General features: G+C 62.7%; 18 protein-coding genes. 10 read left to right on the forward strand and 8 right to left on the reverse strand.

Features of this window, described 5'->3' with window-relative positions; all coding sequences use genetic code 11:
- Positions 1-345: 345 nt before the first annotated feature.
- Both BSG19_RS08440 and solA read left to right on the forward strand, forming a co-directional pair.
- Positions 346-1,578, forward strand: a complete 1,233-nt coding sequence (locus BSG19_RS08440) for a hypothetical protein (RefSeq protein ID WP_092986711.1) — start codon at positions 346-348, stop codon at positions 1,576-1,578.
- A gap of 99 nt (positions 1,579-1,677) precedes the next feature.
- The gene (solA, locus tag BSG19_RS08445; protein WP_092986713.1) at positions 1,678-2,862 is read left to right on the forward strand and encodes an N-methyl-L-tryptophan oxidase; all 1,185 of its coding nucleotides are present in this window, start codon (positions 1,678-1,680) and stop codon (positions 2,860-2,862) included.
- 45 nt (positions 2,863-2,907) lie between these two features.
- Here the strand turns inward: solA and BSG19_RS08450 are convergent, their stop codons facing one another.
- The 5 genes from BSG19_RS08450 to hutI form a co-directional block, all read right to left on the reverse strand.
- The gene (locus BSG19_RS08450) at positions 2,908-3,462 is read right to left on the reverse strand and encodes a HutD/Ves family protein (protein ID WP_092986715.1); all 555 of its coding nucleotides are present in this window, start codon (positions 3,460-3,462) and stop codon (positions 2,908-2,910) included.
- Positions 3,463-3,525: 63 nt separating this feature from the next.
- Complete coding sequence (gene hutU / locus BSG19_RS08455) at positions 3,526-5,199, reverse strand: urocanate hydratase (protein ID WP_092986717.1); 1,674 nt, start codon at positions 5,197-5,199, stop codon at positions 3,526-3,528.
- 12 nt (positions 5,200-5,211) lie between these two features.
- Positions 5,212-6,015, reverse strand: coding sequence for an N-formylglutamate deformylase (gene hutG / locus BSG19_RS08460; protein ID WP_092986719.1), 804 nt, complete (start codon positions 6,013-6,015; stop codon positions 5,212-5,214).
- Between the two features lies 1 nt (position 6,016).
- Positions 6,017-7,552 carry a histidine ammonia-lyase gene (gene hutH, locus BSG19_RS08465; protein WP_092986722.1) on the reverse strand — a complete coding sequence of 512 codons (1,536 nt, stop codon included), beginning with the start codon at positions 7,550-7,552 and terminating at the stop codon, positions 6,017-6,019.
- A gap of 41 nt (positions 7,553-7,593) precedes the next feature.
- Positions 7,594-8,835, reverse strand: a complete 1,242-nt coding sequence (gene hutI / locus BSG19_RS08470) for an imidazolonepropionase (protein ID WP_092987363.1) — start codon at positions 8,833-8,835, stop codon at positions 7,594-7,596.
- A gap of 132 nt (positions 8,836-8,967) precedes the next feature.
- Between hutI and BSG19_RS08475 the strand changes: the two genes are divergently transcribed.
- Complete coding sequence (locus tag BSG19_RS08475) at positions 8,968-10,341, forward strand: formimidoylglutamate deiminase (RefSeq protein WP_092987365.1); 1,374 nt, start codon at positions 8,968-8,970, stop codon at positions 10,339-10,341.
- A 291-nt stretch (positions 10,342-10,632) separates the two neighbouring features.
- Here the strand turns inward: BSG19_RS08475 and BSG19_RS08485 are convergent, their stop codons facing one another.
- Positions 10,633-11,514 carry a LysR family transcriptional regulator gene (locus BSG19_RS08485; protein WP_092986726.1) on the reverse strand — a complete coding sequence of 294 codons (882 nt, stop codon included), beginning with the start codon at positions 11,512-11,514 and terminating at the stop codon, positions 10,633-10,635.
- A 120-nt stretch (positions 11,515-11,634) separates the two neighbouring features.
- Here BSG19_RS08485 and BSG19_RS08490 point away from each other — a divergent pair, with 120 nt between their 5' ends.
- Positions 11,635-13,131: a CoA-acylating methylmalonate-semialdehyde dehydrogenase gene (locus BSG19_RS08490; protein ID WP_092986728.1), complete on the forward strand. Its 1,497-nt coding sequence runs from the start codon at positions 11,635-11,637 to the stop codon at positions 13,129-13,131.
- 176 nt (positions 13,132-13,307) lie between these two features.
- Positions 13,308-13,787 (forward strand): iron-responsive transcriptional regulator RirA, encoded by a 480-nt coding sequence (gene rirA, locus BSG19_RS08495; RefSeq protein WP_092986730.1) that lies wholly within the window; start codon positions 13,308-13,310, stop codon positions 13,785-13,787.
- A gap of 56 nt (positions 13,788-13,843) precedes the next feature.
- On the opposite strand, the gene BSG19_RS08500 is transcribed toward rirA, so the two are convergent.
- Together BSG19_RS08500 and BSG19_RS08505 are read right to left on the reverse strand one after the other, a co-directional pair.
- On the reverse strand, positions 13,844-14,233 hold the full coding sequence (locus tag BSG19_RS08500; protein ID WP_092986732.1) for a response regulator: 390 nt from the start codon (positions 14,231-14,233) through the stop codon (positions 13,844-13,846).
- An 81-nt stretch (positions 14,234-14,314) separates the two neighbouring features.
- Positions 14,315-15,034, reverse strand: coding sequence for a helix-turn-helix domain-containing protein (locus BSG19_RS08505; RefSeq protein ID WP_092986734.1), 720 nt, complete (start codon positions 15,032-15,034; stop codon positions 14,315-14,317).
- A 427-nt stretch (positions 15,035-15,461) separates the two neighbouring features.
- Here BSG19_RS08505 and BSG19_RS08510 point away from each other — a divergent pair, with 427 nt between their 5' ends.
- From BSG19_RS08510 to BSG19_RS08530, 5 genes are all read left to right on the forward strand, one after another.
- Complete coding sequence (locus BSG19_RS08510; protein ID WP_092986736.1) at positions 15,462-17,057, forward strand: ABC transporter substrate-binding protein; 1,596 nt, start codon at positions 15,462-15,464, stop codon at positions 17,055-17,057.
- An 82-nt stretch (positions 17,058-17,139) separates the two neighbouring features.
- Positions 17,140-18,144: an ABC transporter permease subunit gene (locus BSG19_RS08515; protein ID WP_092986738.1), complete on the forward strand. Its 1,005-nt coding sequence runs from the start codon at positions 17,140-17,142 to the stop codon at positions 18,142-18,144.
- A 12-nt stretch (positions 18,145-18,156) separates the two neighbouring features.
- Entirely contained in the window at positions 18,157-19,083 is a 927-nt protein-coding gene (locus BSG19_RS08520; protein WP_092986740.1) for an ABC transporter permease subunit, read from the forward strand.
- Positions 19,083-20,099 carry an ABC transporter ATP-binding protein gene (locus BSG19_RS08525; protein ID WP_092986742.1) on the forward strand — a complete coding sequence of 339 codons (1,017 nt, stop codon included), beginning with the start codon at positions 19,083-19,085 and terminating at the stop codon, positions 20,097-20,099. Before BSG19_RS08520 ends, BSG19_RS08525 begins: the two co-directional genes overlap by 1 nt.
- Positions 20,096-21,109: a peptide ABC transporter ATP-binding protein gene (locus BSG19_RS08530; RefSeq protein ID WP_092986744.1), complete on the forward strand. Its 1,014-nt coding sequence runs from the start codon at positions 20,096-20,098 to the stop codon at positions 21,107-21,109. The genes BSG19_RS08525 and BSG19_RS08530 overlap by 4 nt, the downstream gene beginning before the upstream one ends.
- Positions 21,110-21,156: the final 47 nt, after the last annotated feature.

Below are 21,156 nucleotides of genomic sequence, written 5' to 3' on the forward strand. Positions count from 1 at the left end.
TGCGCTCTCGAACATGAACGGCAGCCGAACATCGCCCTCGCTGGACGCGGCAGGATTGCCAAACCCTCCGGGCTGAGGCATGGAGCGTTTGAACGTTGATATGCATCAACCCTTGTAAAGAACAAGTCTCGCAATCGGGGATGCGAATGTCGGGACTTCGGTTTCGGCGGGATGCACCGCTTTTCCCCCGCAAAGCGGCGGCTCGGGCATATGCATCGGCTGGGCGATCATGCCGTGCACCGGAACGATGAAGGTGGTCGCATCCGGCATCCGTAAAGCCGAGGTCCGGTAAAGCGCGCCCTGAGCACGCCCAGAGAAGCACGCAAGGAACAGGAAAATACGCCCATGACAGATGGCGACGCATCGATCGTCCGCAAGCGGATCGTCCTGCACTTTCCGGGCTTCGAGCCGCTGGATGCCCACGCGCACCGCGCGCGATTTGCGCGAACCGCCGTGCAGAGCACGAAGGTCTGGGGCCTGTACTTCCATGTCGGTCCGCTCGGGGATACCGCAGGCGCTCCCAGCTTCGATGTCACTGCCACGGGGCATGGCCATCAAACGGAAAGCCGCGTCCATATCTTCGACCATCATCGACTGGTCGCGCTGCTTACGGACAAGCCGCTCCACCGCCGTCTCATGGACGGATATGCGAGTGCCGGACGGGTGGTGCAAAACGGCGGACTTGTCGGCTATTTCCGTCATGCATGGCGCTTCGGCCTCTTCTTCGTCTTTCCGTTCCTGCTGGTCGCTCTGGCGTTTCTCGCCGCCCTCGGTGCGGCGCTCGCGCCTGTCCTTCTTGGGCTGCCGGCGTGGAACCTCGTCTGGAGCGCGCCGGCCGCCATCGCGCTCTTCCGGTTCGTGCTGATACCGCGGGCCGAGCGCTTTCACACCCTGCACCTCTTCGCCGACTGGGAACTCGCCGTTGCCATGGCGGCGCTCGATCGGCCTGAGGTCAATCTCTGGCTGGAGAGGACAATCGAGGCCGCGCGCGAGGTTCTCGTCGCGGCCGTCGACACAGGCTGCGACGAGGTGCTGGTGACCTCCCACAGCATGGGCTCCACCATCGCGGCCCATGTCGTCGGCGCTCTTCTGGAGCGGGAGCCGGAACTGATGCAGGGCCGCCGGATCGTGTTCGTCACGCTGGGCGGTGCCATTCTGCAATGCGCACTGCTTCGCCCCGCCAGGCGACTGCGTGAGCGAGTCGGGCTTCTGGCGCGCGCGCCGGGAATCGACTGGCTGGACGTGCAGTGCCTGACGGACTCGATCCACTTCTACAAGGCGCCCGTGGTGGCGCTTTGCGGCCATCCGCACGCACCACAAGCCCGCATCGCGACGATCCGGCTGAAGCACATTCTTTCCGCAGAGCGCTACAAGCGCATCAAGCTCGATTTCCTGCGCGTCCACCGGCAATATGTGCTGGGTCCGGACCGGAAATCCTCGTTCGATTTCACCCTCATGACCGCGGGTCCTCTGCCGGCTTTCGACTTCGCCTCCTTCTCGCAAGCCTCGATGCCGGAGATCCCTGTTATCGATCGCACCGGTTCTGAAGGCCCGGCGGTTCGCGGGCAGGCCGGGTAGAGGCCGGACATTTCTCTCTCGCGCAGTGCGGCGCGATATGGTTTATCCCTTGTCTGCCGAGTGCCGTAGAGACGGCTCCGACCACCAGAAGGATGCCACATGACCGCCCGCTTCGATGTCGCCATTATCGGTCTCGGTGCCATGGGCAGCGCGGTGGCAGCGCATCTTGCGGCCCGTGGCGTGTCGGTCATCGGGTTCGATGCCCATTTTCCCGCTCATGGCCTTGGCTCCTCTCATGGCGACAGCCGTCTCATTCGCCTCGGTTACTTCGAGGACCCATCCTATGTGCCGCTGCTGCAGCGCGCTTATGCCAACTGGCGGGCGATGGAGAGCCGGCTGCGCGAGGATATCCTGACCATCACCGGCGTTCTGCAGATCGGCCTGCCGGACAGCAAGATCGTCAGCGGCACCCGGAAGAGCAGCGAGATGCACGGGCTTGCTTCGGAGATAATCGACGCCAAGGCCCTGCGCTTGCGCCATCCCGCGTTCGCGATCGATGACGACGAGATCGCCGTGCTTGATCCGCAGGGCGGATATCTCCGCCCCGAAGCCGCCGTCATGGGCTATGTGAAGCTCGCCGCGACGGATGGCGCTGTCCTGCATTTCGGAGAAAAGGTCACCGCTATTCGCCCTGAGGCGGGTGGCATTACGATCGAAACCGCCACCGGCCGCACGAGCGCTGGGAAGGTGATCGTCGCCACCGGATCCTGGATCGCCGACCTCGTGCCGGAGCTTGCCGGCAAGGCCATGCCGATCAAGCAGGTGGTCGCGTGGTATCAGCCGACGGACGGCTTCATCGCCACACCGCAGCGCATGCCGGCCTTCATCCGCGATGAGGGCGATGAGGGTTCGTATTTCGGCTTTCCGGCCATCGGGGTCGATGGCATCAAGGTCGGTCGTCACGCGCACTTCATGGAACCGATCGACCCGCATGCACCCAATCCGCCGGTCAATGCGCGCGATACGGATCTGCTCGACGCCTTCGTCCGCCACCGCCTGCCGACGGCGGCCGGCATGCGGGTGCGCGCGACGACCTGCCGCTACACCATGTTGCCGAGCGAGGATTTCCTGATCGACCTCCTGCCGTCCGACCCGCGCATCGTCGTTGCATCGCCCTGTTCCGGCCATGGCTTCAAGTTCACGAGCGTCGTCGGGGAAATTCTTGCCGATCTTGCCCTCGACGGCGGCACCCGCCTGCCGATCGACGCGTTTTCGTTTGCCGCCATGGAGCGCTTCATCGCGGCGAAGGGCCGAGGCGTGGATCTCGAAAATCCGATTCTGTAAGCTTGGCGCCGAAAACCTGAAGATTGCTAAGGTCGCCGCCGCTGCTCAAGCCGGATCCATCCGGATCAGATAGACGGTCACGGCCTCGTCCGCTTCCAGCGTCACATCGCCATCCAGCAGCATCGCGTCGAGCCGCCCGAGCCGCATCGAGCCCGCTTTGATATTGCCGAGGGCGAGCAGCATCAGCGTCCCGCCGTGCTTCTTTACCGCCGTCACACCATCGATCACCCGGCGCTCGACGGCATGGAGGAAAACCCCGCGCCGCGTCATCACGTTGAGATCGGTGATCGCGCCATCGACAAGCCGGGCATCCGTCGCGGCATCGGCAGGAAACGCATAAGGCGCGTCCTGCGCCGTCAGCGTCACCGGCGCCCGATCTGATATTTCCAGTGTCATCCCATGACCTTCAAGGATCGACAGCGTCCGGTCTACGCCGGAAAAGACCGAGAACGGCCCATCTGTCGCAACCGAAGCCATGCTGATCCGCCAGCCGAAATTCTCCATGGAAGCGTTTGGTGGAAAGACCGCAATCTCCACCGTCTCGCCGCCGCCATTCTTCCACGGCATGCGGCGGTGGTCGCTGTTGCGAAAGACCGTCATGAGGTGTCTCCGGAGACCGAGCCTAGAACAGCGGCAGGCGCGGGCGCCTGCCGCTCGTTGATATCAGTTGTCGAGAATGCCCGGCAGGCGCAGGCCCTTGTCGCGGGCGCAATCGAGCGCGATGTCGTAGCCAGCATCCGCATGGCGCATGACGCCGGTGGCCGGGTCGTTCCAGAGCACCCGTTCGATGCGACGGTCGGCGTCTTCCGAACCATCGCAGCAGATGACAACGCCCGAATGCTGCGAGAAGCCCATGCCGACGCCGCCGCCATGGTGCAGCGAGACCCAGGTGGCGCCCGAAGCGGTGTTGAGCAGAGCGTTCAGGAGCGGCCAGTCCGAGACGGCATCGGAGCCGTCCTTCATGGCTTCGGTCTCGCGGTTTGGCGAGGCGACCGAGCCGCTGTCGAGATGGTCGCGGCCAATCACGATCGGTGCCGACAGCTCGCCTGTGCGCACCATCTCGTTGAAGGCGAGGCCGAGCCGGTGGCGGTCGCCCAGGCCCACCCAGCAGATGCGCGCCGGCAGGCCCTGAAAGGCAATGCGCTCGCCGGCCATATCCAGCCAGTTGTGCAGGTGCTTGTTGTCGGGCAGCAGTTCCTTTACCTTCGCATCCGTCTTGCGGATATCCTCCGGATCGCCGGAAAGGGCAGCCCAGCGGAACGGGCCGATGCCGCGGCAGAACAGCGGACGGATATAGGCCGGCACGAAGCCCGGGAAGTCGAAGGCGTTTTCGAGACCTTCGTCCTTGGCGACCTGGCGGATATTGTTGCCATAGTCGAAGGTGGGGATGCCAGCCTGCTGGAAGGCGAGCATGGCTTCCACATGGTCGCGCATCGAGGCGCGCGCGGCCTTTTCCACGGCTTTCGGATCGCTCTCGCGCTTCTGGCGCCACTCCGCCATCGTCCAGCCTTTCGGCAGGTAGCCATTGATGGGGTCGTGAGCGGAGGTCTGATCGGTGACCATGTCGGGCCGGATGCCGCGACGGACCATTTCGGGGAAGATGTCGGCCGCGTTGCCGAGCAGGCCGACGGACTTTGCCTCACCGGCGGCCGTCCAGCGTTCGATCATCTCCATGGCCTCGTCCAGCGTTTCCGCACGCGCATCGACATAGCGGGTGCGGATGCGGAAATCGATGCTGTCGGGGTTGCACTCGACCGCGAGGCAGCAGGCACCGGCCATGACGGCGGCCAGCGGCTGCGCGCCGCCCATGCCGCCGAGACCGCCGGTCAGCACCCAACGTCCGGTCAGGTTGCCGTCGTAGTGCTGGCGACCGGCTTCCACGAAGGTCTCGTAGGTGCCCTGTACGATGCCCTGGCTGCCGATATAGATCCACGAGCCCGCGGTCATCTGGCCGTACATGGCCAGCCCCTTTTTATCGAGCTCGTTGAAGTGATCCCACGTCGCCCAATGCGGAACGAGGTTGGAGTTGGCGATCAGAACACGCGGCGCATCCTTGTGCGTGCGGAAGATGCCGACCGGCTTGCCGGACTGCACCATCAGCGTCTCGTCCTCCTCCAGATCGCGCAGCGATGCGACGATCTTGTCGAAATCCGCCCAGGTGCGGGCGGCACGGCCGATGCCGCCATAGACCACCAGCTCGTGGGGATTCTCGGCGACCTCGGGGTCGAGATTGTTCATCAGCATGCGCAGCGGCGCTTCGGTCATCCAGGATTTCGCGGTCAGCTCGGTGCCTCGAGCGGCCCTGACGTCGCGGATATTGTGGCGCGGATTGGTCATCGGTTTCCCCTTTTATGAGTGTGCGAGCGTAGGCGCGATCTTTGCGATGCGCTCCAGTATGTCCTTGAGGTGGCGGCGAAGCCTGTCGGCCTTTTCAGGATCATAGGCAAAAGGCGGCGCTTCGGTCGCCAGATGGGTGGATTGCGCCAGTTCCATCTGAATGGCGTGCACGCCCTCATCCGGCCGGCCATAATGCCGTGTGGTCCAGCCGCCCTTGAAGCGGCCGTTGAGCACGCTGTCATAGCCGGCGGCAGCGGCGGAGACGGTCACGGCCGCCGCTTCGATCTCGGGCGCGCATGTCCGGCCATTGTCCGTGCCGATGTTGAAGTCCGGCAGCTTGCCTTGGAAAAGGAAGGGAATGTGCGAGCGGATCGAATGGCAATCGTAAAGGATGGCCACGCCATGCAGCGCCTTTACCCGTGCGATTTCGGCTGCAAGCGCCGCGTGATAAGGCTCGTGAAAGGCTTGCAGACGCGCAGCGATGTCCTCGGTCGTCGGCGCGGCACCTTGCCTCCAGATGGGAAGGCCATCGAAATCGGTCTCCGGCACCAGCCCCGTCGTGTTCTGCCCGGGATAGAGGCTTCCGCCTTCCGGGTCACGATTGGCGTCGATCACGTATCGGTGGAATGTGGCGCGAACGGTGGTCACATCGGCAAGCAGCCCGTCATAGAGCGTATGGATATGCCAGTCGGTGTCCGCGAGAACGCGGCCATTGTCGTTCAGCCGGGCGGCGATGTCGGCTGGGACGTCCGTTCCCGTGTGCGGGAAGGCGAGGATAACAGGGGACGTGCCCTGTGTGATCTCGAAAACAGGCATATCAGACCTCCAGAACCGGCAGGATGCCGTGGGAAACTGCGGCGTTCAACCGGCCGTCGGCGACGATATCGCGCGCGGCCTTGAGGTCGGTCGCCATGTAGCGGTCGGTTTCCAGCGTGGGCACGACGCTGCGGATGGTGGCGATGACATTCGACAGTTCCGGGCTGGAGACCAGCGGTGCACGGAAATCGATGCCCTGCGCCGCCGTCAGCGCTTCGATGCCGATGATGGAGAAGAGATTGTCCGTCATCTGTAAGAGCCGCCGTGCGCCATGGCAGGCCATGGACACATGGTCCTCCTGATTGGCGGAGGTCGGCGTCGAATCGACGGAGGCCGGGTGCGACATCTGCTTGTTCTCGCTCATCAATGCGGCCGATGTCACCTCGGCGATCATGAGGCCGGAGTTCAGCCCCGGCGTCTTTGCGAGGAAGGCGGGCAGGCCGTAGGAGAGGGCGGGATCGACCAGAAGCGCGATGCGCCGCTGGGCGATCGCCCCGATCTCGCAGACCGCCAGCGCGATCTGGTCGGCCGCGAACGCCACCGGCTCGGCATGGAAGTTGCCGCCCGACACGACGGAATTGTCGGAAAGCACCAGCGGATTGTCGGTGACGGCGTTGGCCTCGATTTCCAGCGTGCGCGCGACGGAACGCAACAGGTCGAGGCAGGCGCCGTCCACCTGCGGCTGGCAGCGGATGCAATAGGGGTCCTGCACCCGCTCGTCGCCTTCGATATGGCTTTCGCGGATCACCGAGCCGGCAAGCAGACCCCGAAGTGCCGCTGCCGCATCGATCTGGCCCCGATGGCCGCGCAGCGTGTGAATATCGGGGTGGAACGGTGCCGACGAGCCCATGGCCGCATCGGTGGAAAGCGCGCCGGTGATCAACGCGGATTGCGCCGCGCGATGTGCCCGGAAAAGCCCTGCCAGGGCCAGCGCTGTCGAAACCTGCGTGCCGTTGATCAGCGCCAGCCCTTCCTTGGCCGCGAGAACCACGGGGGCAAGACCGGCCCGCTCGAGTGCCACGCGCCCGTCGAGCCGTTCGCCTTTGAAGAAGGCCTCACCTTCGCCCATCATCACAGCGGCCATATGGGCAAGCGGCGCGAGATCGCCGGATGCGCCGACAGAGCCCTTTTCCGGAATGACGGGAATGACGCCCGTCTCCAGCATGGCTTCGATCAGTCGCACAAGCTCCAGCCGCACGCCGGACGCACCGCGGCCGAGCGAGACGAGCTTCAGCGCCATGATCAGTCGCACGATATGATCGGCGAGCGGCTCGCCGACGCCGCAGCAATGCGACAGGATGAGATTGCGCTGAAGCGTCGCAACGTCGGCAGAGTCGATGCGGATGCTTGCCAGTTTTCCGAAGCCGGTATTGATGCCGTAGACCGGCGCATTGCCACCGGCGATCTCGGCGATGCGCGCCGCGGCCTTTTCGATGCCGGCATCGAAGGACGGATCCAGCCGTGCGGGCTCGCCGGTCCAGTAAAGCGCTTCAAGCGTCGAAAGGGGCACGGAGCCCGGCTGCAGAACAAGCGTCATGGCGAAGTCCTAAAAAGTCCGGCGGGGCAGAGCCCGCGCCATCAGTGTCCGTTGCGAATGCGAGCGTGGAGCGGGTTGAACCCCATGCGGTAGACAAGTTCGGCGGGGCGGGTGACCGACCAGATGGCGAGATCGGCCCGCTTGCCAACCTCCAGCGTTCCCACCTCGTCGACGAGCCCCAGCGCCCGTGCCGCCTCCCGCGTCACGCCGGCAATGCACTCCGTCACCGTCATGCCGAACAGCGTCGCGGCCATGTTCATGGTGAGAAGCAAGGATGTCAGCGGCGATGTGCCGGGATTGTTGTCGGTCGCGATGGCCATCGCGACGCCGGCCTCACGGAAGAGATCGATCGGCGGCTTCTTCGTCTCGCGGATGAAGTAGAAGGCGCCGGGGAGGATGACGGCGACGGTGCCGCTCGCCGCCATCGCCTGCGCGCCCTCTGCATCGGTATACTCCAGATGATCGGCCGACAGCGCGCCATACTCGGCAGCAAGCGCTGCGCCGTGCAGGTTGGAGAGTTGATCGGCATGCAGTTTGACGGGCAGGCCATGGGCTTTTGCAACATCGAACACGCGCCGCATCTCGTCCGGTGAAAAGGCGATACCCTCGCAAAATCCGTCGACAGCATCGGCAAGGCGCTCAGCCGCAAGAGCCGGCAGCATCTCGTCGGCCACCTTGGCGATATAGCCTGCGTTGTCGCCCTTGAACTCCGGCGGCAGGGCGTGTGCTCCCAGAAACGTCGTGCGCACGGTCACGTCGCGAAGCTCGGAGAGGCGGCGCGCCGCGCGCAACGTCTTGCGCTCGTTGTCGAGGTCCAGCCCATAGCCCGACTTGATCTCGACGGTCGTCACGCCCTCTGCCATCAGCGCATCGAGGCGGGGCAGGGATTGCGCGACGAGATCGTCTTCGCTTGCAGCTCGAAGTGACCGCACGGAGGAAACGATGCCGCCGCCGGCCCGTGCGACCTCTTCGTAGGTGGCGCCAGCCAGCCGCATTTCGAACTCGTTCGCGCGGTCGCCGGCATGGACGAGGTGCGTATGGCAATCGATCAGTCCCGGCGTGATCAGCCGTCCGTCGCAGTCCACCACATGGCCGCAAGCCTCGCGCGGAAAGGGAAGGTCCGCTTCCGGCCCGGCAAAGACGATGCGTCCGTCCGAAACGGCGATGGCGCCCTGTTCGATGAGGCCGAGGCCCGGCAAGGAAGGGTCGAGCGTGGCAAGCTCGGCGTTGTGCCAGAGCGTGTCGCAGGCCGGTGCGCCCGACGCTGCCGATGGGGACTTCATGGAAGACATTGCTTTTCCCGCCTTTCCTTCGCTCGCTAATATGTATATACAAATGATAACGGAGCGCAAGCCTCATTCTGAAGCTGCAGCGCGGCCGAAATCGGGAGCAGGACGATGGAAAGCCAGGCGATGATGGAGCAGGGGACAGGAAAGACGGACACGATCTTTGCGGCGTCGGCGCTTTTGCCGGACGGCTGGCATGACGATGTGCGGATTTCCCTCGCCAACGGGCGCATCGCGTCCGTCGAGGTCCATGCAGAGCCGAAAGCCGGTGAGGAGCACCATGCGATCCTCGTTCCCGGCATGCCCAATCTCCATAGCCATGCCTTCCAGCGCGGCATGGCGGGGCTGGCCGAAGTGCGTGGCCCCGGCGCCGACAGCTTCTGGAGCTGGCGCACCGTCATGTACCGCTTCGCCCTGACGATGACGCCCGAGCAGGTCGAGGCCGTCGCGGCTCAGCTCTATATGGAAATGCTCGAACAGGGCTTTTCCCGCGTCGGCGAGTTTCATTATCTTCACCACGCGATCGATGGCAGCCCTTATGCCGATATTGCGGAAATGGCCGTTCGCATCGCGGCTGCCGCATCCGAAACCGGCATAGGTCTGACGCTCCTGCCGGTGTTCTACGCGCACTCGACCTTCGGCGGTGCCGCGCCAAGCGACGGCCAGCGGCGCTTCATCAATACGCTCGACAGCTTCGCCCGCCTGCTGGAGGGGTGCCGAACGGCCGTGGCCGACCTTCCGTCGTCGCGCGTCGGCGTCGCCCCGCACAGTCTGCGCGCGGCAACGCCGGAGGAGATCGCAGCGGTGGCGGACATGGGCGGGAAAGGGCCGATCCATATCCATGTCGCCGAGCAGGTGAAGGAGGTCGAGGACTGCCGAGCCTGGTCCGGCGCCCGTCCCGTCGAATGGCTCCTTGATCATGTCGGGCTCGATCCGCGCTGGTGCCTCATCCATGCGACGCACATGACGGAGGACGAGACGGTGCGCATGGCGGGAAGTGGCGCCATTGCCGGCCTCTGCCCGATCACCGAAGCCAATCTCGGCGACGGTACGTTCAATGCCACCGTCTTCGGTGCGGCCGGCGGGCGTTTCGGTATCGGCTCGGACAGCAACATCCTGATAGGCCTGCCCGACGAGTTGCGTCAACTCGAATATTCCCAGCGTCTTCTGCACCGATCGCGCAACGTCATGGCCGCTGCCGGACAATCGACGGGACGGGCCCTGTTCGATGCGGCAGCTGCCGGCGGAGCCGTTGCCCTTGGCGCCGATGCGGCATCGCCTCTTGGCCTGGCGGCGGGTGCTCCGGCCGATATCGTTGCTCTATCCATGCCCGATAGCGGCGCGCGCAACGATGCGGTTCTCGATGCCTGGCTGTTTGCGAACGGCACGAGGCCGGACAGCGTCTGGGTCGCCGGCAGGCGGCAGGTGACGTCTGGGCGGCACCATTCGCGCGACCGCATTTCGGCTCGCTTCCGGCAGGTGATGAGAGAACTCTCGGCGTAGAACGCGGATGAAGATAGTATGCGCTCTCCCTAGAGATTCCATGAGCGCATTAAGCGGGTATTAACCTTTAACGCTGCTCCCCGTGCCGGACAGGGCCATTGTTAAGGTCCCGTTCACGTTTTCGCTCCTAAAGTTGTTATGTTCGATGGAGAACCGAGGCGCATGACGCGCAGCTCGAAAACAATGGTGGATGAAGTGCATGACGTGCGCAGGTGATCTGGCAATTCCGGCCGGCAAGGTCGGAATTGCCATGATCCAACCGATCATCCGCATCAACGGATCTCCTCATTTTCAGACGAAGATTGCGTGTTCCGCGGTGACAAGTTCCTGCAGGAAATCGACGACGGTGCGCACGCGCAGCAGGTCCCGCGCACTCTCGTGATAAGTCGTCCAGTAGGCCCGCCGGATCGTCGCATCGGGCAGGATGCGGCATAATTCCTGATGCTGGCGAGCGATGTAGTTGTGCAGGATGCCGATGCCGGCGCCCGATCGCACGGCCTCCGTCTGCCCTGTCGCGCTCGAAATCTCAAAGCCCGCATCCCAGTTGCGCATGACTTCGCCGGTGAAATCGAGCGAGGCGGTCCACAGAAGATCCTCGACATAGCCGATCCGCCGATGCCGTTTCAGCGCCTCGATGCTGCCGGGCGTGCCGTTCTCGCGCAAATAGACGTCCGACGCATAGATGCCGAGCGTGTAGTCCGTGAGTTTGGACGAGACGAGCCGACCCTGTTCCGGTCGTTCAAGGGTAATGGCAATGTCTGCTTCCCGTTGTGACAGCGAGAATGAGCGCGGCACCGGCACAAGCTGAATGCGCAGGGCAGGGAAACGGGCCGTCAGCCGCCCGAGTCGCGGCGCCAGAAACGATACGCCGAAACCGTCCGGCGCCCCGATGCGCACGGTGCCGGCAACCGCCGTATCGACGCGGCCGACATGCGCCTGCGCCGCCAGCATCTCCGTCTCCATTCTTTCCGCCGCGTGAAAGAAGACTTCCCCCTCTGCCGTGAGTTCGCAGCCATTGGTTCGCCGCACCAGAAGCCGCGTCTTCAAGGCCTCCTCAAGCGCCGTCACCCGCCGCGAGAGCGTGGCGTGGTTGACGCCAACCCGCTTGGACGCCGACAGGATCTGCCCGGTGCGAGCGACCGCGAGAAACATCCGTACATCGTCCCAGTTCACGACCTCTGATCTCCTTATGTCGATTTTTGCACAACAGTTCCTGAATATCGCACGTTGATTTGTGCAGACTGTAGTGCGATCCTCTCGGCAACAGCAACGATAATCTGGAGGAAACAGCCCATGTACGAGATCGGTCATTTCATCGGCGGCAAGAAGGTCGCCGGTACGAGCGGACGCACAAGCAACATTTTCAACCCGGCAACGGGCGAAGTGCAGGGCACGGTGGCGCTTGCCAGCGACGCCGAACTGTCGTCAGCGGTCGAGAATGCCAAGGCGGCCCAGCCGAAGTGGGCTGCCACCAATCCCCAGCGCCGCGCCCGCGTCTTCATGAAATTCGTCCAGCTTCTGAACGACAACATGAGCGAGCTTGCTGAAATTCTCTCGCGCGAGCATGGCAAGACCATCGACGATGCCAAGGGCGACATCGTTCGCGGCCTCGAAGTCTGCGAATTCGTCATCGGCATTCCGCATCTGTCGAAGAGCGAGTTCACCGAAGGCGCCGGCCCCAATATCGATATGTATTCGATCCGCCAGCCCGTCGGCATCGGCGCAGGCATCACGCCGTTCAACTTCCCCGGCATGATCCCCATGTGGATGTTCGCGCCGGCCATCGCCTGCGGCAACGCCTTCATCCTGAAGCCCTCCGAGCGCGATCCCTCCGTGCCGATCCGCCTTGCCGAACTCATGATCGAGGCAGGCCTGCCCGCCGGCATTCTCAACGTCGTCAATGGCGACAAGGGTGCGGTTGATGCGATCCTGACGCATCCCGACATTTCCGCGGTCTCCTTCGTCGGTTCCACGCCGATTGCCCGCTACGTCTATGGCACGGCCGCCATGAACGGTAAGCGCGCCCAGTGCTTCGGCGGCGCCAAGAACCACATGATCATCATGCCGGATGCCGATCTCGACCAGGCTGCGAACGCGCTGATGGGTGCCGGCTACGGCTCGGCCGGCGAGCGCTGCATGGCGATCTCCGTTGCCGTCCCGGTCGGCGAGGAAACGGCGAACCGGCTGATCGAGAAGCTGACGCCCATGGTCGAATCCTTGCGCATCGGCCCCTATACGGATGAGAAAGCCGACCTCGGCCCCGTCGTGACCAAGGAAGCGCGCGACCGCATTCTCGGTCTGATCGACAAGGGCGTTGAAGCCGGCGCCGATCTCGTGGTCGATGGCCGGGGCTTCAAGCTTCAGGGCTATGAAGACGGTTACTTCGTCGGTGGCTGCCTGTTCGACAACGTCACGCCGGACATGGACATCTACAAGACCGAGATCTTCGGCCCCGTCCTCTCCGTCGTGCGCGCCAAGACCTATGAGGAGGCGCTCGACCTGCCGATGAAGCACGAATACGGGAACGGCGTCGCGATCTATACCCGTGACGGCGATGCGGCGCGCGATTTCGCCTCGCGCATCAACATCGGCATGGTCGGCGTCAACGTTCCGATCCCCGTTCCGCTCGCCTACCACTCCTTCGGCGGCTGGAAGTCCTCGTCCTTCGGCGATCTCAATCAGCACGGCACGGACTCGATCAGATTCTGGACGCGCACCAAGACGATCACCAGCCGCTGGCCATCCGGCATCAAGGACGGTGCGGAATTCGTCATGCCGACGATGAAATAGGGCGCAGCCTTTTTGGCGTCATCAAGAGGGTCCCGCAAGGGGCCCTTTTTTCATGAGCATCTTTCTCGACATTTCGTCTTTTTGGAATTGTTCCAAACTGGCAGGCGTTCTATATGTAGCAACGACAGGGAAGTGGCGATCTGGGATTCGCCTGCGTCCGAGCATCGGAGTGAAGAATGCGCCTGACCAAGCAGACCAATTATGCCGTTCGCATGCTGATGTATTGTGCCGCAAACGATGGCCATCTGAGCCGCATCCCGGAAATCGCCAAGGCCTATGGCGTGTCCGAACTGTTTCTCTTCAAAATTCTCCAGCCGCTGAACAAGGCCGGCCTCGTGGAAACGGTTCGCGGCCGCAATGGCGGCGTGCGCCTGCCCAAGCCCGCTTCGCAGATCACGCTGTTCGACATCGTCAAGGTGACGGAAGACAGCTTCTCGATGGCCGAATGTTTCGATGCCGGCGAAGTGGATTGCCCGCTGGTCGACAGCTGCGGTCTGAACACGGCTCTGCGCAAGGCGCTGAACGCCTTCTTCGACGTGCTCTCCCAGTATACGATCGACGATCTGGTCAAGTCGCGCCCGCAGATCAACTTTCTGCTCGGCCTCGACCCGCTTCCCTATGTCGCTCCCGCGGCCCAGCCCCAAACGGCTGCCTGAACATCGACATTCATGAAAAGAGCACGCGTCTGCTTTCAGGCGCGTGCTTTTTCGTTTCAGGACTTTACGAGATATTCCTGGAGCAGAAATTCGATGGCGGTCGGGTCGAGTTCCGCCTTGTCGAGTCGAAAATCGACGCCGTATTCCTGGAACGACTGGAAATATGCGGCGTCCAGCGAGCCGGAAATCACGCCGACAGGACCGATAAAGCCCTTCTGCCGGATCTGCGGCACCGTCTCACGGAAATCGCCATGCGGCGGAAGCCGGTTATCGACCAGCACCATGGATAACGGAGTGCCGAGCTCGATCAGGTTCAGGGCAGACTCGATCGTCTCGCAATAATGCAGCTGGATCGCGAAAGCCTGAACCTTGCTCATCAATCGCCTGAGGATGACATGCTCGGCTGGTTCATCGTCGATGAGAAGAATATGGACAGGTATGGGCATCGGCAAGAATGTTCCGTTATCTCTAAATATCTAAAATAATTATGGTTTTATGTCTTTTGGGTTATCGGAGGCCTAATACGATCATTGTATGATTTGTTCCCTGATGGCCTTGGCAACCATTTGCGTCCGATTGACGACATCGAGCTTTTTCAGGATCGTCGCCGTGTGCGAGTTGATCGTGTGTTCGGAAACCGAAACAATCAGGGCGATTTCACTCGCCGTCTTTCCATGTGAAATCCATCGGAGAATTTCCGTCTCCCGCGCTGTCAGCCCCATTCCTGCCCGCGTCGCCAGCACGAACCGGTAGAAATAGTCGAACGTCGTCGTTGAGTTGTAACAGAGCTCGACATGACAGGTACGGTCGATATCTTCGTTATCCCCGAAATACAGAACGACATAACGCGTTCCCACAATGCTGTGGACAGGAACGCAGGCCACGAGGTCGAAGCCGATCTGCGCCAGAAAGTCCGTTCCGGCATTCAAGGCCGCCGCCTCGTCCATGGATGCCGACCATACGGAAGGCACGGTGGACGCATGCAGGCTCTTGAAAAGCAGGCTGTCGGAAAGCTTGTGGCGCCGGTCATATTCCTCGGTCAGCCCGGATGGCAGATCGTGCAGCACCAGCCGCGTGGTCAGAAGAGCAGGTTCAACCTCCTGGCCAAGCTGCAACACGCCGAAGTGATCGAACCCGGCACCCAGCGCCAGCATGTGGAAAATCCGGAAGAAATCGACGCGGTTCAACGCTTTTTCGAGATCCTTCTGGAAATCGTAGCGTCTGCAACTGTTCAGCAACGCGCCCACGTCGACGGTGTCCCCCTGGCTCCTTGAATACTAGCTTAGCGGGCATTTTCCGCTTGGCAACTCCCCTAAAAAAGGTAAGTCCCGCGCGATATTTGCAACGAGCTGGCGTCACGGACGTGAAAGACCGGAGTGTGTCTCGCTTGAGGGGCTCGCAGACCTTCGTCATGATCGACGTGACGACCGCTCGTGTCTCGTCGTTTACGAAGGCTCCGCCAATAACGCACCGATCCGGAAAATGCGGAATGACATAGCGTAGATGCGTTATATCTTGGATAAATTTTCCAACTGGACAAAAGAATAGAGCTGGTTATTGCATTGCCGCGGCAAATGTCGTTCCCTTTCGATCTGACCGGTTGCGGCTGCGATCCGGATCATTTGCAAAAAAAGAATGCTTCAAGAGAACACAAGAAAACTGGGAAAAACGGTGATGAAAAAGCTCTCTACTCTTCTCGCGGCGACGGCTGTCGTTACGCTGATGGCCGGCAGCGCCTGGTCGAAGACACTGGTTTACTGCTCCGAGGGCTCGCCCGAAGGTTTCGACTCCGCGCTCTACACGGCCGGCACCACGTTCGATGCCTCCTCACGCACGGTCTACAACCGCCTCGTCGAGTTCAAGAAAGGCAGCACCGAAATTGAACCGGGCCTGGCCGAGAGCTGGGAAATGTCGGCTGACGGCACTGAATATACGTTCAAGCTGCGCCCTGGCGTCAAGTTCCAGACCACAGACTTCTTCACCCCGACGCGCGAACTGAATGCCGATGACGTCATCTTCTCGTTCGAGCGCCAGTACAAGGCCGATAATCCGTGGAACAAGTATGTCGCCGGCGCGACCTACGAATACTTCAGCGGCATGGGCTTTCCCGAACTGATCAAGTCCATCGAGAAGGTCGATGACCTCACCGTCAAGTTCGTTCTCAACAAGTCCGAAGCGCCGTTCCTCGCCAACCTTGGCATGGACTTCGCCTCCATCTATTCCAAGGAATATGCCGACAAGCTGCAGGCCGACGGCAAGATGGAGATGATGAACCAGCAGCCGCTCGGCACCGGTCCCTACACCTTCGTCGCCTATCAGGCCGACGCTGCCATCCGCTACAAGGCCAATCCTGACTACTGGAACGGCAAGCAGAAGATCGACGACCTCGTCTTCGCCATCACGACGGATGCCGCCGTGCGTGCGCAGAAGCTGAAGGCCGGCGAATGCCACATCATGCCGTATCCGAACGCTGCCGACGTCGCCGAGTTGCAGAAGGACGAGAACCTCACCGTCCTCAAGGAAGAAGGCCTTAACGTCTCCTACCTCGCCTACAACACGCTGGTTGCCCCGTTCGACAAGCCGGAAGTGCGCAAGGCGCTCAACATGGCCGTCAACAAGCAGGCCATCGTCGATGCCGTCTTCCAGGGTGCCGCAACGGTCGCCAAGAACCCGATCCCGCCGACGATGTGGTCCTATAACGACGCCGTAGAGGACGACAAGTACGATCCCGAAGCCGCCAAGAAGATGCTGGAAGACGCTGGCGTCTCCAACCTCAAGATGAAGATCTGGGCGATGCCCGTGTCGCGTCCCTACATGCTGAACGCCCGCCGCGCGGCCGAACTCATGCAGGCCGACCTTGCCAAGATCGGCGTCGAGGTCGAAATCGTCTCCTATGAGTGGGCCGAATACCTGAAGCTCTCCTCCGACAAGGCCCGCGACGGTGCGGTCATTCTCGGCTGGACGGGCGACAATGGCGATCCGGACAACTTCCTCGACACGCTGCTCGGCTGCACCGCGGTCGGCGGTAACAACCGTGCACAGTGGTGCAACAAGGAGTTCGACGATCTCGTCAAGAAGGCCAAGCTGACGCCGGACCAGGCAGAGCGCACCAAGCTCTACCAGCAGGCCCAGCTCGTCTTCAAGAAAGAAGCTCCCTGGAACACGATCGACCATTCCCTCGTCTTCATGCCGATGAGCAAGAAGGTTTCGGGCTACGTTCAGGATCCGCTCGGCATCCACCGCTTCGACGGCGTTGATATCGCCGAGTAAATCGCCACTTCCGCCGCTTCCGCGGTGTCTCCGGCGGTCCGATTCAATCGGGCCGCCGGTTTTTCAATCTTACGGAACGCTCATGCTGCGCTTCATTTTCGGGCGGCTCGCCGTCCTCATCCCGACCTTCGTCGGGGTCTCCATCATCGCCTTCTCCTTCATTCGCCTTCTTCCGGGCGATCCCGTCATGCTGCTCTCCGGCGAGCGCGTGATGGCACCGGAACGGCATGCGCAGATCATGGCCGAACTCGGCCTCGACCGACCGCTGTACGTCCAGTATTTCGATTATCTGGTCGGCCTGCTGCAGGGGGATTTCGGACGCTCCATCATTTCCAAGCGCCCTGTTATCGATGACTTCATGACGCTGTTCCCGGCGACCATGGAGCTTGCGATCTGCGCCATCATCCTCGCGGTCTGTCTCGGGATCCCGGCAGGCGTGGTGGCGGCGGTCAAGCGCGGCACCTGGCTCGACCAGACCATCATGGGCACGGCCCTTGTCGGTTATTCCATGCCGATCTTCTGGTGGGGCCTGCTGCTCATCATCTTCTTCTCGGGAACGCTCGGCTGGACGCCTGTCTCCGGCCGCATCTCGTTCCTCTATTTCTTCCCGCCCGTCACCGGCTTCATGCTGATCGACAGCCTGCTCTCCGGCCAGAAAGGTGCGTTCGCCTCGGCCGTCAGCCACATGATCCTGCCGACGATCGTCCTTGCCACCATTCCGCTCGCCGTCATCGCGCGCCAGACGCGCTCCGCCATGCTCGAAGTGCTCTCCGAGGATTACGTGCGCACGGCCCGCTCCAAGGGCATGTCGCCCTTCCGCATCATCGGTGTCCACGCGCTGCGCAACGCCATGATCCCCGTCATCACCACCATCGGCCTTCAGATCGGCGTGCTGCTCGGCGGCGCGATCCTGACCGAGAGCATCTTCTCCTGGCCGGGTATCGGCAAGTGGATGGTCGATAGCGTGTTCAAACGCGACTATGCCGTCGTGCAAGGCGGCCTCATGATGATCACGCTCGTGATCATGTTCGTCAATCTGATCGTCGACCTGCTCTACGGTTGGGCGAACCCCCGAATCCGGCGATAGGAGACGAGACATATGTCATCTGTCGAAACAAAGTCCGTATCCCCCGCAGCGGCCGCCGCTGCCACGCCGTCGGCGCCGCCATCCGGTTTTGCCGAGTTCTGGTTCTACTTTTCCAGCAATCGCGGCGCCGTGCTCGGCCTCGGCATCTTCGTCGTCATTCTCTTGATGGCGATCTTCGCGCCGCTGCTCACCTCGCACGACCCGATCATCCAGAACCGCGATGTGCTCCTGCTGCCGCCGGTCTTTGCCGAAGGCGGACGGGCAGAATATCTCCTCGGCACCGATCCGGTCGGCCGCGATATCCTGACACGCCTGATGTACGGCGCGCGCTTCTCGCTGTTCGTCGGCCTCATCGTCGTCACCCTGTCGGTGGTTGCGGGCGTGCTGATCGGTCTTCTCGCCGGCTTCTTCCGGGGCAAGGTCGATACCATCATCATGCGGTTGATGGACATCATTCTCGCCTTTCCGTCGCTGCTGCTCGCGCTCGTGCTCGTCGCCGTGCTCGGCCCGGGCCTCGTCAACGCCATGATCGCCATCGCGCTCGTCAACCTGCCGCATTTCGTGCGCCTGACGCGCGCCTCGGTCATGACCGAGCGCAACAAGGACTACGTCATCGGCAGTCAGGTCGCGGGCGCCGGTACGCTGCGCATCATGTTCGTGACTATTTTGCCGAACTGTCTGGCGCCGTTGATCGTTCAGGCGACGCTGGCCTTTTCCGCGGCCATCCTCGATGCCGCTGCCCTCGGCTTCCTCGGCATGGGCGCCCAGCCGCCGACGCCGGAATGGGGCACGATGCTTGCCGAAGCGCGCGAATTCATCCAGCGCGCCTGGTGGGTCGTCACTTTCCCCGGCCTTGCCATTCTCATCACCGTGCTTGCCATCAACCTGATGGGCGACGGCCTGCGCGATGCGCTCGATCCCAAACTGAAGAGGTCCTGATGCCGCTTCTCGATATCCAGAACCTCACCGTCGAGTTTCAGACCTCCACCGGCACCTTCCGCGCCGTGGACGGCGTCTCGCTCACCTGCGATACCGGCGAAATCCTGTCGATCGTCGGCGAGAGCGGTTCCGGCAAGTCCGTTTCCATGCTCGCCGTCATGGGCCTTCTGCCCTGGACCGCGAAGATCACCGCCGACCGCATGGCGTTCAACGGGCAGGACCTCCTGAAGCTGTCGCCCCGAAACCGGCGCAAGATCATCGGCAAGGACATGGCCATGATCTTCCAGGAGCCGATGTCGAGCCTCAACCCGTGCTTCACGGTCGGCTTCCAGCTCGGCGAGAGCCTGCGCATCCACATGGGACTTGACCGCGCCGCGCGTCGCGCCCGCTCCATCGAACTCCTGAAACTCGTCGGCATTCCCTCGCCGGAAGAGCGCCTGTCAAACTTCCCGCACCAGATGTCGGGGGGCATGAGCCAGCGCGTCATGATCGCCATGGCGCTCTCGTGCAATCCGAAACTGCTGATCGCCGACGAGCCGACGACGGCGCTCGATGTCACCATCCAGGCCCAGATTCTCGAACTGCTCGTTCGCTTGCAGAAGGAGAACGGCATGGCGCTCGTGCTGATCACCCACGATATGGGTGTCGTGGCCGAAACGGCGGAGCGCGTGCAGGTGCAGTATGCGGGCCAGAAGGTCGAGGAGCAGCCGGTCAAGGCACTGTTCCGCGATCCGCATCATCCCTATACGGCAGCGCTTCTCGCCTCCCTGCCGGAACGCGCCCGGATCGGCGAGCGCCTGCCGTCCATTCTCGGCGTCGTCCCGGGTCAGCATGATCGCCCGCAGGGCTGTCTCTTCTCGCCGCGTTGCGCCTTCGCCACGGATCTCTGTTCGCGCTCGGTCGTGCGGCAGGGGCCGGAACTCGGCCGCGCGCTGTGCAATTACCCTTTGATCGATGGCATTCCCCAGAACCATCCGACGATGACCGTCGAGCTTGCAGGAGAGGGCACGCGATGAGCGAGACCAACCTCAGCGAAACCGCGATCGCATCCAGGCCTGTCCTCGAAGGCCACGATCTCCAGCGCTTCTATTCCGTCTCCCGCGGCATGTTCAAGCCGGCTGCCACCGTGCGTGCGCTCAACGGCGTGTCCTTCTCGCTCCACTCCGGCCGCACGCTGGCGGTCGTCGGGGAAAGCGGCTGCGGCAAGTCGACGCTCGCCCGCCTCGTCACCATGATCGAGGATCCGAGCGGCGGCGAGCTGCTGATCGACGGCAAGCCGGCCCGTGTCGGCGACGCCTCGCTGCGCAGCCTCGTGCAGATCGTGTTCCAGAACCCCTATGGCTCGCTCAATCCGCGCCAGAAGGTCGGCTCCCTGCTGGAGGAGCCGCTGAAGATCAACACCACCGACGACGCCGCCACGCGGCGCGCCAAGGTGGAGGAGATGATGCGCAAGGTGGGCCTGCGGCCCGAGCATTATGATCGCTACCCGCATATGTTCTCCGGCGGCCAGCGCCAGCGCATCGCCATTGCGCGCGCGCTCATGCTGCGGCCCAAGGTGCTGGTGCTCGACGAGCCGGTATCCGCGCTCGACCTGTCGATCCAGGCGCAGGTGCTGAACCTCCTGATGGATCTGCAGAAGGAGATGGGACTTGCCTATCTCTTTATCTCGCACGGCCTGTCCGTCGTGCGACATATCGCAGACGACATCATGGTCATGTATCTCGGCCGGCCGGTGGAAACGGGCACGGCGGAAAGCGTGTTTACAAACCCGCAGCACCCCTACACGGCCGCTCTCCTGTCGGCGACCCCCGTCGCCAATCCGGAGGGACAGCGGCAGCGCATCCAGTTGCAGGGCGAACTGCCGTCACCGCTGAAGCCGCCGAGCGGCTGTCCGTTCAATCCGCGTTGCTGGCGCGCAACCGATGTCTGCCGGGAGAAGATGCCGGCGCTCGATGGCCCGCTGGATCATCGCTTCGCCTGCTACCATCCCCTCGATGACGCTCCCCCCTCGGCCCCGGCCGACTAAAACACGCGCATTTCGATCGACGGCTGACAGCCGGATGACGGCAAGAT

The organism is Rhizobium sp. NFR03, from assembly GCF_900111275.1.
Lineage (GTDB): Bacteria > Pseudomonadota > Alphaproteobacteria > Rhizobiales > Rhizobiaceae > Ferranicluibacter.

Bases quoted from the DNA above. Each gene is read 5' to 3' on its own strand.
- BSG19_RS08440 (WP_092986711.1), top strand. From the start codon at position 346: ATGACAGATGGCGACGCATCGATCGTCCGCAAGCGGATCGTCCTGCAC.
- solA (WP_092986713.1), top strand. From the start codon at position 1,678: ATGACCGCCCGCTTCGATGTCGCCATTATCGGTCTCGGTGCCATGGGC.
- BSG19_RS08450 (WP_092986715.1), bottom strand. From the start codon at position 3,462: ATGACGGTCTTTCGCAACAGCGACCACCGCCGCATGCCGTGGAAGAAT.
- hutU (WP_092986717.1), bottom strand. From the start codon at position 5,199: ATGACCAATCCGCGCCACAATATCCGCGACGTCAGGGCCGCTCGAGGC.
- hutG (WP_092986719.1), bottom strand. From the start codon at position 6,015: ATGCCTGTTTTCGAGATCACACAGGGCACGTCCCCTGTTATCCTCGCC.
- hutH (WP_092986722.1), bottom strand. From the start codon at position 7,552: ATGACGCTTGTTCTGCAGCCGGGCTCCGTGCCCCTTTCGACGCTTGAA.
- hutI (WP_092987363.1), bottom strand. From the start codon at position 8,835: ATGAAGTCCCCATCGGCAGCGTCGGGCGCACCGGCCTGCGACACGCTC.
- BSG19_RS08475 (WP_092987365.1), top strand. From the start codon at position 8,968: ATGGAGCAGGGGACAGGAAAGACGGACACGATCTTTGCGGCGTCGGCG.
- BSG19_RS08490 (WP_092986728.1), top strand. From the start codon at position 11,635: ATGTACGAGATCGGTCATTTCATCGGCGGCAAGAAGGTCGCCGGTACG.
- rirA (WP_092986730.1), top strand. From the start codon at position 13,308: ATGCGCCTGACCAAGCAGACCAATTATGCCGTTCGCATGCTGATGTAT.
- BSG19_RS08500 (WP_092986732.1), bottom strand. From the start codon at position 14,233: ATGCCCATACCTGTCCATATTCTTCTCATCGACGATGAACCAGCCGAG.
- BSG19_RS08510 (WP_092986736.1), top strand. From the start codon at position 15,462: ATGAAAAAGCTCTCTACTCTTCTCGCGGCGACGGCTGTCGTTACGCTG.
- BSG19_RS08515 (WP_092986738.1), top strand. From the start codon at position 17,140: ATGCTGCGCTTCATTTTCGGGCGGCTCGCCGTCCTCATCCCGACCTTC.
- BSG19_RS08520 (WP_092986740.1), top strand. From the start codon at position 18,157: ATGTCATCTGTCGAAACAAAGTCCGTATCCCCCGCAGCGGCCGCCGCT.
- BSG19_RS08525 (WP_092986742.1), top strand. From the start codon at position 19,083: ATGCCGCTTCTCGATATCCAGAACCTCACCGTCGAGTTTCAGACCTCC.
- BSG19_RS08530 (WP_092986744.1), top strand. From the start codon at position 20,096: ATGAGCGAGACCAACCTCAGCGAAACCGCGATCGCATCCAGGCCTGTC.